General features: G+C 49.3%; 14 protein-coding genes. 6 read left to right on the top strand and 8 right to left on the bottom strand.

The window, feature by feature from the left end:
• Window positions 1–24: 24 nt before the first annotated feature.
• Entirely contained in the window at window positions 25–801 is a 777-nt protein-coding gene (locus E6C74_RS08255) for a peptidoglycan binding protein CsiV (RefSeq protein WP_136484227.1), read from the top strand.
• Between the two features lie 63 nt (window positions 802–864).
• Window positions 865–1,401, top strand: coding sequence for a GNAT family protein (locus E6C74_RS08260; protein WP_136484228.1), 537 nt, complete (start codon window positions 865–867; stop codon window positions 1,399–1,401).
• Window positions 1,402–1,523: 122 nt separating this feature from the next.
• Here E6C74_RS08260 and E6C74_RS08265 read toward each other — a convergent pair whose 3' ends face one another.
• From E6C74_RS08265 to hinT, 7 genes are all read right to left on the bottom strand, one after another.
• The gene (locus tag E6C74_RS08265) at window positions 1,524–2,813 is read right to left on the bottom strand and encodes an NAD(P)/FAD-dependent oxidoreductase (RefSeq protein WP_136484229.1); all 1,290 of its coding nucleotides are present in this window, start codon (window positions 2,811–2,813) and stop codon (window positions 1,524–1,526) included.
• Window positions 2,814–3,166: 353 nt separating this feature from the next.
• Complete coding sequence (ycfP, locus tag E6C74_RS08270) at window positions 3,167–3,706, bottom strand: alpha/beta hydrolase YcfP (RefSeq protein ID WP_136484230.1); 540 nt, start codon at window positions 3,704–3,706, stop codon at window positions 3,167–3,169.
• Between the two features lie 130 nt (window positions 3,707–3,836).
• The gene (locus tag E6C74_RS08275) at window positions 3,837–4,688 is read right to left on the bottom strand and encodes a phosphotransferase (RefSeq protein WP_136484231.1); all 852 of its coding nucleotides are present in this window, start codon (window positions 4,686–4,688) and stop codon (window positions 3,837–3,839) included.
• A gap of 40 nt (window positions 4,689–4,728) precedes the next feature.
• On the bottom strand, window positions 4,729–5,319 hold the full coding sequence (lpoB, locus tag E6C74_RS08280; RefSeq protein ID WP_136484232.1) for a penicillin-binding protein activator LpoB: 591 nt from the start codon (window positions 5,317–5,319) through the stop codon (window positions 4,729–4,731).
• A 28-nt stretch (window positions 5,320–5,347) separates the two neighbouring features.
• On the bottom strand, window positions 5,348–5,737 hold the full coding sequence (locus tag E6C74_RS08285) for a YcfL family protein (protein WP_136484233.1): 390 nt from the start codon (window positions 5,735–5,737) through the stop codon (window positions 5,348–5,350).
• Window positions 5,737–7,086 carry a hypothetical protein gene (locus tag E6C74_RS08290; RefSeq protein ID WP_240798157.1) on the bottom strand — a complete coding sequence of 450 codons (1,350 nt, stop codon included), beginning with the start codon at window positions 7,084–7,086 and terminating at the stop codon, window positions 5,737–5,739. Before E6C74_RS08290 ends, E6C74_RS08285 begins: the two co-directional genes overlap by 1 nt.
• A gap of 103 nt (window positions 7,087–7,189) precedes the next feature.
• Window positions 7,190–7,540, bottom strand: a complete 351-nt coding sequence (hinT, locus tag E6C74_RS08295) for a purine nucleoside phosphoramidase (protein WP_136484235.1) — start codon at window positions 7,538–7,540, stop codon at window positions 7,190–7,192.
• Between the two features lie 253 nt (window positions 7,541–7,793).
• Between hinT and E6C74_RS08300 the strand changes: the two genes are divergently transcribed.
• Both E6C74_RS08300 and E6C74_RS08305 read left to right on the top strand, forming a co-directional pair.
• On the top strand, window positions 7,794–9,785 hold the full coding sequence (locus E6C74_RS08300; RefSeq protein ID WP_136484236.1) for a methyl-accepting chemotaxis protein: 1,992 nt from the start codon (window positions 7,794–7,796) through the stop codon (window positions 9,783–9,785).
• Window positions 9,786–9,960: 175 nt separating this feature from the next.
• Window positions 9,961–11,121: a DUF1887 family protein gene (locus E6C74_RS08305; RefSeq protein ID WP_136484237.1), complete on the top strand. Its 1,161-nt coding sequence runs from the start codon at window positions 9,961–9,963 to the stop codon at window positions 11,119–11,121.
• A gap of 113 nt (window positions 11,122–11,234) precedes the next feature.
• Here the strand turns inward: E6C74_RS08305 and fadR are convergent, their stop codons facing one another.
• Window positions 11,235–12,074: a fatty acid metabolism transcriptional regulator FadR gene (gene fadR, locus E6C74_RS08310; RefSeq protein WP_136484238.1), complete on the bottom strand. Its 840-nt coding sequence runs from the start codon at window positions 12,072–12,074 to the stop codon at window positions 11,235–11,237.
• 667 nt (window positions 12,075–12,741) lie between these two features.
• On the opposite strand from fadR, the gene nhaB reads away from it, so the two are divergent.
• Both nhaB and dsbB read left to right on the top strand, forming a co-directional pair.
• Entirely contained in the window at window positions 12,742–14,334 is a 1,593-nt protein-coding gene (nhaB, locus tag E6C74_RS08315) for a Na(+)/H(+) antiporter NhaB (protein WP_136484239.1), read from the top strand.
• 82 nt (window positions 14,335–14,416) lie between these two features.
• Window positions 14,417–14,938, top strand: a complete 522-nt coding sequence (gene dsbB / locus E6C74_RS08320) for a disulfide bond formation protein DsbB (RefSeq protein ID WP_136484240.1) — start codon at window positions 14,417–14,419, stop codon at window positions 14,936–14,938.
• The last annotated feature ends 62 nt before the right edge of the window (window positions 14,939–15,000 follow it).

Genomic DNA, 15,000 nt, shown 5'->3' on the forward strand with positions numbered 1-15,000 from the left:
GTTGCACTGAATGACGGAGTCATAATGAAAAAACTGATCCCACTACTGCTTTTGCTTGTCTCTATGCCAAGCTTGGCTCAACGACAGTTTGATATTGAAGTGATCATTTTCAAACGGGCAGTTGATGCAGAGAAAGTCAGTGAATCCTGGCCGGATGACCTGCCAGAAATTAGCATGAAACGTGCTGGCAGCTTTAACGACGCCAGTTATCGCCAGAGTAAAGGCGTGACCATGCTGCCTGCTTCGCAATATCAGCTCAATGATCAGGAACAGCGCCTGAAAAACCACGCCGGTTTTAAAGTGCTGATGCACACAGCATGGCGTCAGGGTGATGAAGGACGCTCCGCCGCACCGGTGTTTCATATCCGTGCTGGCCGCGACTATTCAGAACAGTTTCGCGCAGACGGCAGCCTGGCGGGACAAAGAAATGCGGCAATACCCGTTAATGATGTCATCGAACAGAGCGTCGCTAAACCTTTGTACGAACTCGATGGGACGCTGCAGATCTATGTTCAGCATTACTTGTACGCCGAAACCACTCTCGATCTGAAAGAGCCGAGTGTACGTGACGTTGTCATCAAAGACGCGCCGTTAAGCCTGGCACTAAACCCGCAAGACGAAGGCGCGACCGTGCAGTCCGGTAATCTCGAATCCGTCTCTCCGCAGGTAGAAACTGAGTCTTTCCTGAAAAGTTACCGCATGGACCAGAAGCGCCGCATGCGCAGCAGCGAAACCCACTATCTGGATCACCCACTGATGGGCATGATCATTCAGGTACGTAAAGTCGCCGACAGCCAGTAAAGATATCGGTGTAAACGCCCCATGCGGGCGTTTATGTTATCGGCACAAAACCAGGTTATCACTATGAGCCCTGATTTTCAGATAGTCACCCAACACCTGCAACTGCGCTTAATCACACTCGATGAAACTGAGCAGTTAGCCAAGTGTGTGCGCCAGTCACCGTCGCTGCATCAGTGGGTAGACTGGTGCAGTGCTGACTTTTCTGCTCAGGAAGCCGAGCGCTTTGTGCTGGCGACCCGCCTCAACTGGGTTAAGGCCGATTCTTACGGCTTTGGTATTTTCGACAAACGGCAGCAAACGTTGCTTGGCATGGTCGCCATTAACGAGTTCTATCACACCTTTAATATGGCCAGCCTTGGCTACTGGGTTGCTGACCATCATCAGCAACAAGGCGTCGGACGTGAGGCGCTGAACGCTCTGATTGAGTACTGCTTCAGTCACCTGAAACTGACCCGGCTGGAAATCGTCTGTGACCCGGACAATGTCCCCAGCCAGCGTCTGGCTATAGCCTGTGGCGCACAACAAGAGAGCCTGGCCCATAACCGCTACCTGTTTAACGGCCAGCCCAGAGATGGCATTGTGTTTGCCCTGATCCCCTGAAGCCGTCATTCTCTTTACTGCAACCAGAGTGAACCAAGAGCAGCTTAAGACATAATAACCTATGAACTTAAGAATTTTGGATATAAAAAAAGCCCCTTCCGGGGCTTTTTACGTTTCAGCCATCAATGCAACTTCAGGTTTGGTCGCAGTACGCGGTTAATGCGTCCGACCAGCATCATCAGGCCGGTTTTAAACACACCGTGCAGCGCCATCTGGTGCATACGATACAGCGAGATGTACACAACGCGGGCAATGCGGCCTTCGACCATCATCGAACCTTTGGTCAGGTTACCCATCAGGCTGCCGACTGTGGAGAAACGGCTCAGAGAAACCAGAGAACCGTGGTCTTTGTACACGTACGCTTTCATTTCACGCCCGTTGAGCTTAGCCACGATATTTCTGAACGCCTGAGACGCCATCTGATGCGCAGCCTGAGCACGAGGCGGAACGAATGAGCCGTTCGCCTGGGTGCACTGGGCCAAATCGCCGATAACAAAAATATTGTCATCACGTGTGGTCTGCAATGTGTCTTTCACCACCAGTTGATTAATGCGGTTGGTTTCCAGACCGGCGATATCTTTCATAAAATCCGGAGCTTTAATGCCTGCCGCCCACACCATGATTTGCGCCGAAATTTTCTCGCCATCTTTCGTCGTCAGGCCATCTTCGTCCGCCTGAGTAACCATAGTGGCAGTGCGCACGGTCACTCCAAGCTTAGTCAGCTCACTGTGAGCCGCAGCAGAAATACGTGGCGGCAGTGCAGGCAGGATACGTTCACCGGCTTCAATCAGGTTAACATTCAGCTTGCTGGAATCCAGATCGCCAAAGCCATAGGTACGCAGCTCTTTCACCGCGTTGTGCAGCTCCGCCGACAATTCAACACCAGTCGCACCTGCGCCAACGATCGCGATATCGACGGTACCGTTACCGTTCTTCGCATGCAGCTTGAGGAACTCGTTGTTCATTTCGGTACGGAAACGGTGGGCTTGTTCAGGGCTGTCCAGGAAAATACAGTGTTGACGTACACCCGGCGTGTTGAAGTCGTTAGAAGTGGAACCGATCGCCATCACCAGCAGGTCATAGCTTAGTTTGCGGGTTGGCATCAGCAGTTCACCGTGCTCGTCGCGCAGTTCGCTTAACTGAATGGTTTTATTGTCCCGGTCAATGCCTTCCAGGCTACCCCATTGGAAATCAAAACAGTGGTTTTTAGCATGCGCACGGTAACTCAGTGCGTCCACGCCTTCATCAAGAGAACCCGTGGCTACTTCATGTAACAAAGGTTTCCACAGATGGCTTGAATTACGGTCTACCAGCGTGATTTCTGCGCGGTTTTTACGGCCAAGGGTACGTCCCAGCTTGGTTGCAAGCTCAAGACCACCCGCGCCACCGCCTACTACGATAATGCGTGTCACAACAACAATCCTCAAAAAACATAGATCAATTTTTATGGTTCGGCACGAAAACTCATACCGAGCGGAATCTGTTTAAACTGTCGTTTGGGTATCAATGCCTGTCTGAGGTTTCACTGTGTTCTATCGACACAAATATTGGCCTGAATATCGGCTAAAAGGCGTCTCGGGACGCGAATTTCGGGCAAGTTTGCTTTCTTGCTCTTGCTGTATTTTTTTGACGGCTATCAAATTTTTTTGTTAGTCCGACATTATATAGAGCTAAATGCGCCACGCAAGCCAATAATCACAGCTCGAAAGCGACACGACTAGAACAAAAAGCGGCCCATAACGCGGACCGCTGCAACTCAATATCATCAGGCATTTTTAAACGCTTTCATCGCCTGGAGATGATGGGAAATCTTCTTGAATTTGTGTGACTGGGCATCATCCCAGATGATCTGATAGTAATCTTGTAATTCAGCGGCTGTCTGACTGTTATCCAGTCGTTCATCATTGCGTGACAGCACCACCAGACAGCGACCTTTATTCTTAACCCGATACTGCTCAACACACTTGGTTGCGATGTCGTCGTACTCTTCCGGACGATCAATACGACCGACCATGTTACGTTCCGGATGCAGATTCGGGTTGAATATTACCTGTTTAATACCACACAGAAAGCCGATACGTTCAGACCAGTAGCCCCCCAGGCCAACACCACAAATGAGCGGATGCGGATCATCCGACTGCTCGATGGCTTTATGGACCTCTTTGAGCAGATGCTGCATATCATGTTTGGGATGTAACGTACTGTAGTTGATGAAACGTACATCGTCGTCGATGAACTGAAGTTGCAAAACTTTCTCGTGGTTTCCCGGGCTGGTTGAATCAAACCCATGCAAATAAATAATCATACTATCCCCCAATTCCCTTAAGGTTTTAATCTACCACGAAAAGTAAGGCTTTGATGAATCTTTTACCGGATTGACGGCGCAAAGCCCGCAAAGCCCGCAAAGCCCGCAAAGCCCGCAAAGCGTGATCCTATCAACAGAACGTTTCCTGCAAATGACACGCCTGTCGGTAGTACTCTTCATCACCCCACAACTGGTAAGCGAGCAGATACCACAGCAAAGCCATCATATTGGTTCTTGGCAGCCAGGCTTTCACCCCGCTGACCCACTTATCGACATCTTCAATTTCACGCAGCTGGCAATAACGGAACACCGCATCGAGTATCTTCTCTCCTGCCACATTGATGCTTAATGCCAAATCGAGGCGCGGATCGGCAATCCCGGCATACTCCCAGTCAATCACCTTGTAACCCGATTCGGTTTTGACCATGTTATAGCCCGCCAGATCAAAGTGACACAGGCACTGGGCAACCTCAGCCAGATTGGGGGGATTACGCCAGTCCTCATATAAGGCCCGGACTTGCTCCGTTTTCAGCTCTGGCTTTATCTGCATCCAGTAGTGATCAACCCGGGCGGTAAAACTAAACGGCACCACCGGAATATGATTGATGGCCAGTTCATGAATACGCGCCTGCATACGCAGCAGGCCATCAAAGGAGGGCTTATCGGTAAGCGAGTCACCTTCTATCCATTCCACCAGCAATCCCCACTCGTTGACCAGCATTGCGGCCGGACTGAGCTGGCTGGATTGGATAGCTTTAAGAATTTGGTATTCCTGATAACGGGAAATGGAAAAGGCTTTGGTGATGAGTGTCGTCGGCCGCCAGACATACGATTTGCCTTGCGAACAGACCACTTTCCAGCAGCGATTGGTGAGGCCGCCTGTCAGCGTTTGCGCGTATTCAGGCGGAAAACTAAAAAAATGAGTCAACCCTTGCAGGGTCGGATCCAGCTTGCATGCTTCTTTCCATGACATTCTTGCCATGACTCACCTCATAGTATTCAGTCACCGGGTTACTGACGGTTTACAGTCCGAACAGACTCTTAGACTGCTGTTTACGAATTTCGGTTTCGTCTGCCCATTCAATCAGGCCAGTCTTCAGATCCATCAGACGCATGGTCATTTTGTAGTAAACGTCTTTGTCACTACCAGCATTTTTCACAATGCTCGACAGGTTGCCGTACAGCATGTATTCCGCGCCGACCATTTTACCAAACTGGATAGCGGTGCTCTGGTTGACCAGTTCATCATTGTTCTGGAACTTGAGCTGATCACGAACTGATTCGACGCGGCCCATATCAACAAAACGGAATTTACCCGAGTTGAGAAGCTTAGTGCTGATAGTGTCAGTCACAGATTCGGTATCGATATGCTCACTGGTTTTGTTCTTAATCCGTTCAACAAACACAATCGGACGGGAATCACGGGTAATGGCGGCCACTGAGCCTGACATCATCATGCTGTCGACCATGTCCGCCGCTATTTTTTGCAGATCGGTAGAACCAAAATCCGCAGTAACGGTTTCAACCGCTTGTGCATCACCATAGCTGACTCGGTTAGCACAGCCACCTAACAGCATTACCAGACCCAGCAATGCAATAACACTTTTTTTCATGACGCTTCCTCTAAACTTAAACTACAAATTAATCATTTGCTGCACGAATTTGGACCCGGAACTGAGTACCGTCCGGTTTAACCGACACTTCAGACAGCGACACTGTTTCTTCACCATGGATCACGATCTGTTTCCAGGCACCAGGCTGAGTGTTCACTTCCAATCCCTGAGCGTCATACCAGTAAAAGCGGTATTGCAGATTCTGATCACCCCGGTAATTACTCAAAAGACGAACCACACCCCGGGTATGCCCGTTAACCATGCTGGATGAGATATCTTCGATATGCAGACGTCCGGCCAGAACGTTATCTCCGATCAGCACTCGCTGAGTCGCGCCGTCCACCCGTAAACCTGCGGTATTATCGGCACAGCCCAGTAGAGCCAGAGCGGCCAATACACTGACAAACCAATTTTTCATCACAATCTTCCCAGTTGTTTATGCCATATTGTGGCGTTACGCCCCTGACGCGACAGCCACACCAAGGTTGTACCCTGTTGCGGTACATTGAAAGTATAGGTACGCCCTTCCACCTCGAGAACTTGCTCACCAGCCGCAACAGTTTGCTCTGTCGCATTCACTGCCGCAGGCAGCGTCAGCCAGCTACGCGTATCCGGTTGCTCGGTTAGCGTGTTGAAGACGTTAAAGAGCAGATTGCCAAGGCCGTCACCCTTGGTCGTTTCTTTACGAACCTGATCTTTGGCCACCACGCGTAATGCCTGACGAATCACCATTTTGGGCATGCGTTCGGACAAATCACGTTGCGCCATCAGATCCACGTCGGTCAGCCGCTCACTGTTCAGCGGCTGCTTATTCAATATTAGCGGTGCAAATTGAGACCGTGACTGCTTGGGATAATACGGTAACGCTATAGAGTACAACGCGGTATTGCCCCGGCTGTCAAAAAGCGGTAAAGATAAACGCCAGCTGTCGAGTGCCTGCACCACACCTTGTTCATCCAATACAATGACCCGGCCCTGTTGTTGCGACAAGGACGACACATCACCATAACGTGCTTTGAGTTGTTGCAAATCCTGCTGCATACCCAAGCGCCTGGCCACGCGCAAAGTGCCGTCGATCACCGCTCGGTTATCGGGTGCGACTGCCAGTGCGCGCCGGTAATCAACATAGGCGTTATTCGGGTCGTCCGCAGCCTCGTACAAAAGCGCCGATAAATAGAGCAAATAAGCGTTTTGTACCGCCTGCAAGGTTTTACCACCATCCGGATAACGGGCCAGCACACTACCAAGATTAGGCGTAACGCCTTTCTCTTCCAGCTCCTGCTGTGCCTGCTCAAGTTCGGCTTCACGAGTTTTACGCGCTTGTTCCTGCACTTGGTTAGCGCGGCGCATTTCCACCAGAGCATCTTCTAAACTGTTGTTTTGAATATAGTTCAAACCCAAATAAAGATGCAAAAAACCCAGTTCATAATCAGCCGGCGTGTAGCTATTCAAGTTATCATTCACCGCCAGAGCCCCAATACTGCTGGCGCTCTCACTCAGTGAAATGGTGGCTTGCTCCTGCTGCTCTCTGACTGCCTGATCCGACAGCTCTAATGCCGCCTGACTGTCCGGATACTGTTGGTTAAGAAAATAAACCCGGCCTTTTTCCAGGTTGTCCAGAATGCCACCGGCGACATAATCAGGCAGCTCTTCGCTCGCCTGCTGATAATCACCCGCTTGCAATGACTGGTAGAGATCTGAATTTTGCGCGCTGTAATGACTGAACAGATTGCCGGCGGTGAAATTGGCACAGGCACTGAGACACATACAGCTAAGCGAAACCGTCAGGTGTCGTAAATCAAACTTCACTGCACACTCCGCTTTAGGAAATGAAGACGGTTACCCGACTGGTACGGGTAACCGGCCGGAATTAGCTCATCAATAGCGGTCCTAGCGGGCGGCCACCCACCAGGTGCATATGAATGTGGTAAACCTCTTGGCCACCGTGTGAGTTACAGTTGACCAGCAGGCGATAGCCATCTTCGGCAATGCCTTCCTGCTCGGCAATTTTTTTTGCCACGGTAAACATACGGCCCAGCGCCAGTTCGTCAGCTTCCTGTACCTCGTTGACCGTCGGGATCAATTTGTTCGGGATGATCAGCACATGGCTTGGTGCGCGCGGATTGATGTCACGAAACGCCGTCACTAAATCATCCTGGTACAGGATATCAGCCGGAATTTCTTTGCGAATGATTTTGCTAAAAATTGTTTCTTCAGCCATGAAGGTCTCCACCAGACGTGTTTGCAATAATCGTTGTTGGAATGAGTATGCGACAAGGCGGATCAAAGCTCAATAATAAACACTGTTCAGTTAACAGAAACCGAGATTGCTTTACACAAAAAACTGCTTTTGTCGCCCCGATCATGAAATGTGCGCGTCTCAATTCATAGAATGTGACTCATTTTATTAATTTTTAGACAGTTTTTCTGTCTTTGTGAGACTTCAGAACATGAATGTAACAAGGGAGAGACGTATGCAAGGTTCAGTCATCAGGCGCATGTACGCCGGCTTTGCAATCATCATTGTAATGTTTGCCGTCACGGTCGCCATTATGATGAGCGGTATGAGTCAGATTCATGCCAATTTTGAGGGCGTGTCCAAAACCGCCTTACCTTTAGTTTCACTGTCGAATAAAACCAGTGTTCAGTTGCTGACTGCCGACAAATCTTTCAAAGATTTTCTGACGACCCAGGATGCCGGACGCATGGTCAGCATGCGTCAGGATTTCGATAAAGCCAAACAGGCTTTCAGTCAGGTATTGGGGCAACTGGAACAGGCCAGCGCCAGTCACCCTGATCTGCAGGAAAAAATGAATGCTCTCAATGCGCTGGAAACCCGTTACTTCAGTGAAGCCAATGATGCGATGAACAACTATCAGGCCATGTTTGCCGCTCAGAGCAAAGTGCAAAAATCGGTGCGTGAATTCCAGCGCCTGCATTCAGAGCTGAGCATTGGTATGAAGGAATACGTGGATGATCAAAGCAGCATTTCCGTTAAGGTGATGGCCAAAAGCTATTTCATCAAACTCAAAGATGCCGAGCTGATCACGTCTGATGCGCTGGCCAGTTCAGATATGGCGTTTGTCGACAGTGCGGTACAAAAAAATAATAAAGCCGTCAGTCACCTTAACTACGCCTATCGCGGACTGACCTCACAACTGCCTGAACTTAAAAAAGTATTTGATGAGCCGGTAAAAAAATTCACTCAGGATATCGGTGAGAAAGGTGGTGTTCTTGACCAGCACAACGAATATCTCAAAGCCCGTGCGGCTCTATACGCCAATATCACCAACCTGGCCAGGGAAGTCGACAATGCGATGGCACTGCTCGACAGCTTTAACCAGAGTGCGTCACAGGATCTCGACCGGGCCCTGGCTGATGCCGGCCAAGTCTATCAGCAAGGCGTTTACAAAGCCGTTGGTATCGGTTTGCTTGTGGTCCTGGTGGCAGGCGCTATCGGTTACCACATCGCAAGCAGCGTTCGTTCACCTCTCAAACAGATCCTGACCACACTGGAAAGCCTGACAGAAGGCGATATGACTCAGCGCATTCGCATCACGCATAATAATGAGTTCGCGCGCCTGAGCCGTCATATCAACTCGCTGGCTGACAGCCTGCAAGATATTCTGCTTAAGCTCAATGACGCGTCCGATAACCTGACCAAAACGGCAGGACACAACCAGGCCACCTCACAGCACGCGCAATCGCAACTCAACAATCAGCGTGAACAAACCGCCAATGTAGCGACGGCAATGACCCAGATGGCGCACTCAGTCCAAGAAGTCGCACAAAGTGCACAAAGCTCGTTGCAGATGGTACAGCAAGTCGAAAACGCGGCCCAGTCCGGTCGTCAGGTGATGAGTGATAACATCAGTACCGTCAAGCAGCTTGAGGTCCGCCTGAATGACTCGGTGGCAGCAGTGACCGAGTTGCAGAACATGAGCAGCCAGATTGGTTCCATTCTGGATGTGATTCGCGGCGTAGCCGAACAGACCAACCTGCTGGCTCTTAATGCGGCGATTGAAGCAGCGCGCGCGGGTGAACAAGGGCGTGGTTTTGCCGTCGTGGCTGATGAAGTACGGGTACTGGCGCAACGCACTACCGACTCAACCACTGAAATCGAAAACATGATCAGCCGGTTACAAAGCAGTTCGAATGCAGCCAGCCAGGTGATTGAAAGCTGTAAACAAGGCATGGAACAATCGGTACATCAGGCCTCCAACGCCAACAGCACCATGGAAGAAATTCAGGCTCTTATCATGGAGATAAGCCAGATGAGCACCCACATTTCCCAGGCCGCGGCGGAACAGAGTGATACCACCAGCGATATCGCGCAACGCATTGAGGATATCAATCATATTGCGGACGAAAGCTTGCAGGCCATGAGCAACATCGCACACACCAGTGGCGATCTCACCCAACTGGCAGGGCAGCAAAGTCATCTGGTGCACAGATTCAAGCTTTAGACAATTCCCCGTTGGTTTTGTAAGGACCAGGTCAATTATCGCTATCAAGGGTGACTTTTATCCGCAGTCACCCTTGTTTTTTGTGTGGGGGATCGTTATATGAATAGTATGGCTTGCATCACGCTTTTGCTCTACCTATTCCAAAAATTTCGCAAGCCAAACATGAGGATAACGTATGGCCGTTCATGTTGGCATCATAGATCAGGATCCGGTTCGCCTGATCACTCCTTTACTGGATAACCGAACCCAGAGTCGTCATATCGTCTTTATTGGCGACAATTCGCAACAAACCATGTATCAGCGGTTGCACGCCGTATTAACTCAACGCGGCATCACGTCTGAATTCTTTGAAATTTCCAACGGCTCTAATATCTCCGAAATCAAGGCTTCAATTAAACACTTAGCGGAAGATCTTAAACAACGCAATCTGGAAGTCCGGCTTAACGCCAGTTGTGGCTTACGCCACCGCCTTTTATCCGTCTATGAAGTGTTCCGCACTTATCACTGGCCGATTTTTGTTGTCGAACCAAGCAGCGACCGTTTGTGCTGGCTCTATCCGGATGGCAACAAAGATACCCAGGTACAGGATCGGATCACCATCTCTGACTATCTGACCATCTTTGGTGCGCGCGGCGAATTCAGCGAGCACAACCTGCCTCCGCAACTTGACCAGAAGCTGTATGAACTGGGCGAACGCTGGGCGAGCAACGCACTGGAATTGGGTCCGGGCCTGGCCACACTTAACTATCTTGCCACCACGTGTCGTAAAGAGCAGTGCCTCGATGTCGAGTTATCAGAAAAGCAACAAGGCTATCGTGAACTCAACATGTTGCTGACCGATCTGGTCGAGGCGAAGATCGCGACCTATGAGAATGGCATTCTGACCTTTGCGAACGAAGACGCCCGCCGCTTCTCTAACGGTGAATGGCTGGAAACCCTGGTTCACAGCACGGTACGCCAGATTCAGGACGACTTGCCAACCATTCAGGATCGCTCTCTCAACGTGCAGGTCTATCGCCAGCTTGGAGAACGCGAAGTACGCAACGAACTCGACGTCGCCACTGTCGTGAACAATAAGCTGCACATCATTGAATGTAAGACTAAAGGCATGCGTGATGACGGTGACGATACCCTGTATAAACTGGAATCGCTGCGTGATTTGCTTGGAGGTCTGCAGGCAAGAGCCATGTTGGTCAGCTTCCGCCCGCTGCGTTATAACGATATCACCCGCGCCGAAGATCTCGGCCTGGCACTGATTGGCCCGGATGAACTGAAAGATCTGAAAAACCATCTCAAAAACTGGTTTATGGCCGCCGGCGGCAGTGAAGACCTTTAATCGTCTTCAAAGTCGCAACGTTAGCTGCGCGGCATCGATGTGCGTAAACCAAAACAAAAAGCCCGCGTTGATCGCGGGCTTTATTATGTGTATCGATGACAGCTCAGATAAACTCAGCTGTCATCTTCTGTAAAGCTCGATGGCAGCGTGGTCTTCATCAGGTTCCAGACCTGTGCGCTGGCAATACCGTACTGACGAATCAGATTTGGCAGTTGTTCGCGATCACCGCTCTCACATACGTCCAGCAGATCACGATAAAAACGCAATGCCAACTGGCGCGCTTCCGGGTTAGAGAAGTAGTAACTGCCTACCCGGTCGTAAAGCTTTCTCAAGCCGTTAAAAATCAGGCCGTAAATTTGGTTTCCTGAGTGGAACGCCAGACGCTGGAACAACATGTAATCGTAGAAGTTAAACGTTTTAGCCAGCAGCAGTTGCTGACGTTTCTCTTCATCTTTCTCACCGTCATCTTTAACTTGCTGGAGAATCTTCTCTGCATAAGGTGACGAGGCGATAAACTCATCCCAGGATTCAGACGCAACCAGCGCTTCACACGATTCAATCACAGTGTGAATGGTACGAGCACTGTTTTCCTTATTTACTTTAAAAGCATAACGCATGAAAATCGGGCTGATGTTAGTACGAGCCGCCAGTAAGTCCTCAACGATGTTGGTCGCGTTATCCACGTCCAGCGTCATTAAGGTATCCAGAATATGCAAACCTGACGTTTCCATAAACTGGTTTACTTTGGTCGGTTTGCCGTGCTGGATGGTCAGCCATCCATCGCGAGCCAGACGCTGTAGCACTTCACGCAGCGTGGTTCGTGTCACACCAATCAATTCGGAGAGCTCTCGCTCGGCAGGCAGAATGGAACCCGGTGGAAAGCGACCATTCCAAATGCTTTCAATAATGTATTTCTCTGCAAAGCCTGCTGGGCTTTTTGCCTTGATGACCATTAAGTACTTATCCAGTTTTCTATTTTTTCGGGTCGAATGGCACTCATCATACCACTAGTTTTCATCCAGCGGAAACAAACCATTGGTAAACTGGTAACAACCGCTCAAATAGAGTAAAAACTTTATATGCACTTGATTTCGCTCAAAGTAAGCCCAACTTGCTCACAAAACAGCTGGTTAAATTTGTTTCAGAATGTATCAAAATAAAGTTTGTTTCACATTTAGTAAATATATAAAGAGAACTTGCTCACATAACTATTTTTTATTTATTTCAAAATAAACTTACTGAAAAGTGGTATTTTTAATCAGCTAAATGATATTTACTCAAACCTGCTCTTGCTCTAGCCTGCTCAATGAAATTTTCCGATGCTTTGTGTTATGCTAACGTCGCTTCAAACGATCTTTACTGCGAAATAGTTGAGGTAGGTATAGCATTTCGACCTTGATTATTGACTAAAAAACCGCCCGCTGTATTGTTGCTGACAACGTAAGGAAAGCGTATTTTTAGGGAATGACGGTTCAGGCAAAGAGGCAAAACCCGGCCATTTCTTGTTCTAAGTCATTGTTGATAAAGATTTTTGTTTAGACTTTCATCAGACGTTACTGCACAATTAAATGTGCAGCTACAGAGCTATGTCTATCTATAACTAATTTAAGAGTAATCACCATGCCCATGTCGCTTGGAAGCGCATTTATCAAAAATTTCTTAGGTAAAGCGCCAGATTGGTACAAAGTTGCCATCATCGCCTTTCTGATAATAAACCCGATCGTTTTCTTTTTAATAAATCCCTTTGTTGCCGGCTGGTTATTAGTCGCGGAATTTATTTTCACCCTGGCGATGGCATTAAAATGTTATCCGCTGCAACCTGGTGGTTTATTAGCTATCGAAGCCGTTGCGATTGGCATGACCAGTCCGGAGCAGGTAAAACACGAACTGGTTGCCAATATTGAGGTGCTGCTGTTACTGGTATTCATGGTAGCGGGCATCTACTTTATGAAGCATTTACTGCTGTTTATTTTTACCAAAATTTTACTTGGGATCCGCTCAAAAGCAATTTTATCGATCGCCTTTTGTGTGGCTGCCGCCTTCCTGTCAGCCTTCCTGGACGCGCTGACTGTTATCGCGGTAATCATCAGCGTAGCGGTAGGTTTCTACTCAATCTACCACAAAGTCGCTTCCGGACGGCCGTTTAACCAGCCCCATGACCATACTCAGGATGAACAGATCCCTGAACTGACCCGTGATGATCTTGAAAACTACCGTGCCTTCCTGCGTTCGCTGCTGATGCACGCTGGTGTCGGTACTGCACTGGGTGGCGTGACCACTATGGTTGGCGAACCGCAAAACCTGATCATCGCAGACCAGGCTGGCTGGTTTTTCGGTGAATTTCTGGTGCGTATGGCTCCGGTTACCCTGCCGGTATTTATCTGTGGTATCGCAACCTGCTTCCTGGTCGAGAAGTTCAAAGTATTTGGTTACGGCGCTAAGTTGCCGCCAAACGTACGCAAGATCCTGATCGACTTCGATACAGAAGAGCGTAAAACCCGTACTAAACAGGATGTGGCAAAACTGTGGATTCAAGGCCTTATCGCGCTCTGGTTGATCCTTGGCCTGGCGATGCATTTAGCCGCCGTGGGGCTGATTGGTCTGTCGGTGATTATTATGGCCACCGCGTTTACCGGCGTGATTGAAGAGCATTCACTGGGTAAAGCGTTTGAAGAAGCCCTGCCATTTACGGCTCTGCTGGCGGTCTTCTTCTCTATTGTGGCTGTGATTATCGATCAGGGACTGTTCAAACCGATTATCGATGCAGTTTTGCATATCCAGGACAACGAAACTCAGTTAGCGCTGTTTTACATCGCCAACGGTCTGTTGTCGATGGTCTCGGATAATGTGTTCGTCGGTACTGTGTATATTAACGAAGTGAAAACCGCGATGATGGAAGGCGTGATCTCACGTGACCAGTTTGACTTACTGGCGGTCGCGATCAATACCGGTACCAACCTGCCTTCTGTGGCTACACCGAATGGCCAGGCAGCGTTCCTGTTCCTGCTGACTTCAGCCCTGGCACCGCTCATCCGTCTCTCTTACGGTCGCATGGTGATCATGGCTCTGCCTTACACTGTGGTACTGACCTTGGTAGGCTTAGCCGGTATCATCTACCTGGTAGAGCCGATGACAGCACAGTTCTACGATTTGGGCTGGATTACTCATCACAGCGTGCCGCATATGGAAAGCGTTGTCTCCAGCGGCCATTAAAAATTGATTGAATAGGAAACTATTCCAAGATACAAAGCTCTGAGTAATCAGAGCTTTTTTATTATTATCCAAGGACTGTCCTGTGAATATTTTATCGAGCCTTAAAACCTTTTCTGAAACTCGTCTGGCCTGGCTGTTACTGCTGCTGTTTGTGGTCTTTTTTGAGGCCTGTGCCCTGTTCTTCCAGCATGTGATGATGCTGGCACCCTGTGTGATGTGTATCTATGAGCGTATTGCCATGCTCGGCATCGGAGTTGCCGCACTGATTGGTTTGGTTGCACCGCAGAATCCGGCTATACGCTGGATCGGATTAGCCGTTTGGGGCGGCAGTGCATATTCCGGCCTCAAACTCGCTTTGCAGCATGTCGATTACCAGTTTAATCCATCACCGTTTAAAACCTGCGACCTGTTTGTTACGTTTCCGGACTGGGCACCGCTCAACCAATGGGCGCCGTGGATGTTTGAAGCGTACGGCGATTGCAGCAAGGTAGTATGGCAATTTTTAAGCCTGTCTATGCCACAATGGCTGGTGATCATTTTTGCCGCCAACCTGGCAGCCGTGGCACTCTTTATCGTGGTGCAATACGCCAAACCAAAACGCTGAGCAGCTTGATAAACAGATGTTGCTTGAGACCAGAATGACAAAAAGGCGCCGGATGAGGCGCC

The organism is Vibrio sp. H11, from assembly GCF_004804295.1.
Lineage (GTDB): Bacteria > Pseudomonadota > Gammaproteobacteria > Enterobacterales > Vibrionaceae > Vibrio > Vibrio ostreae.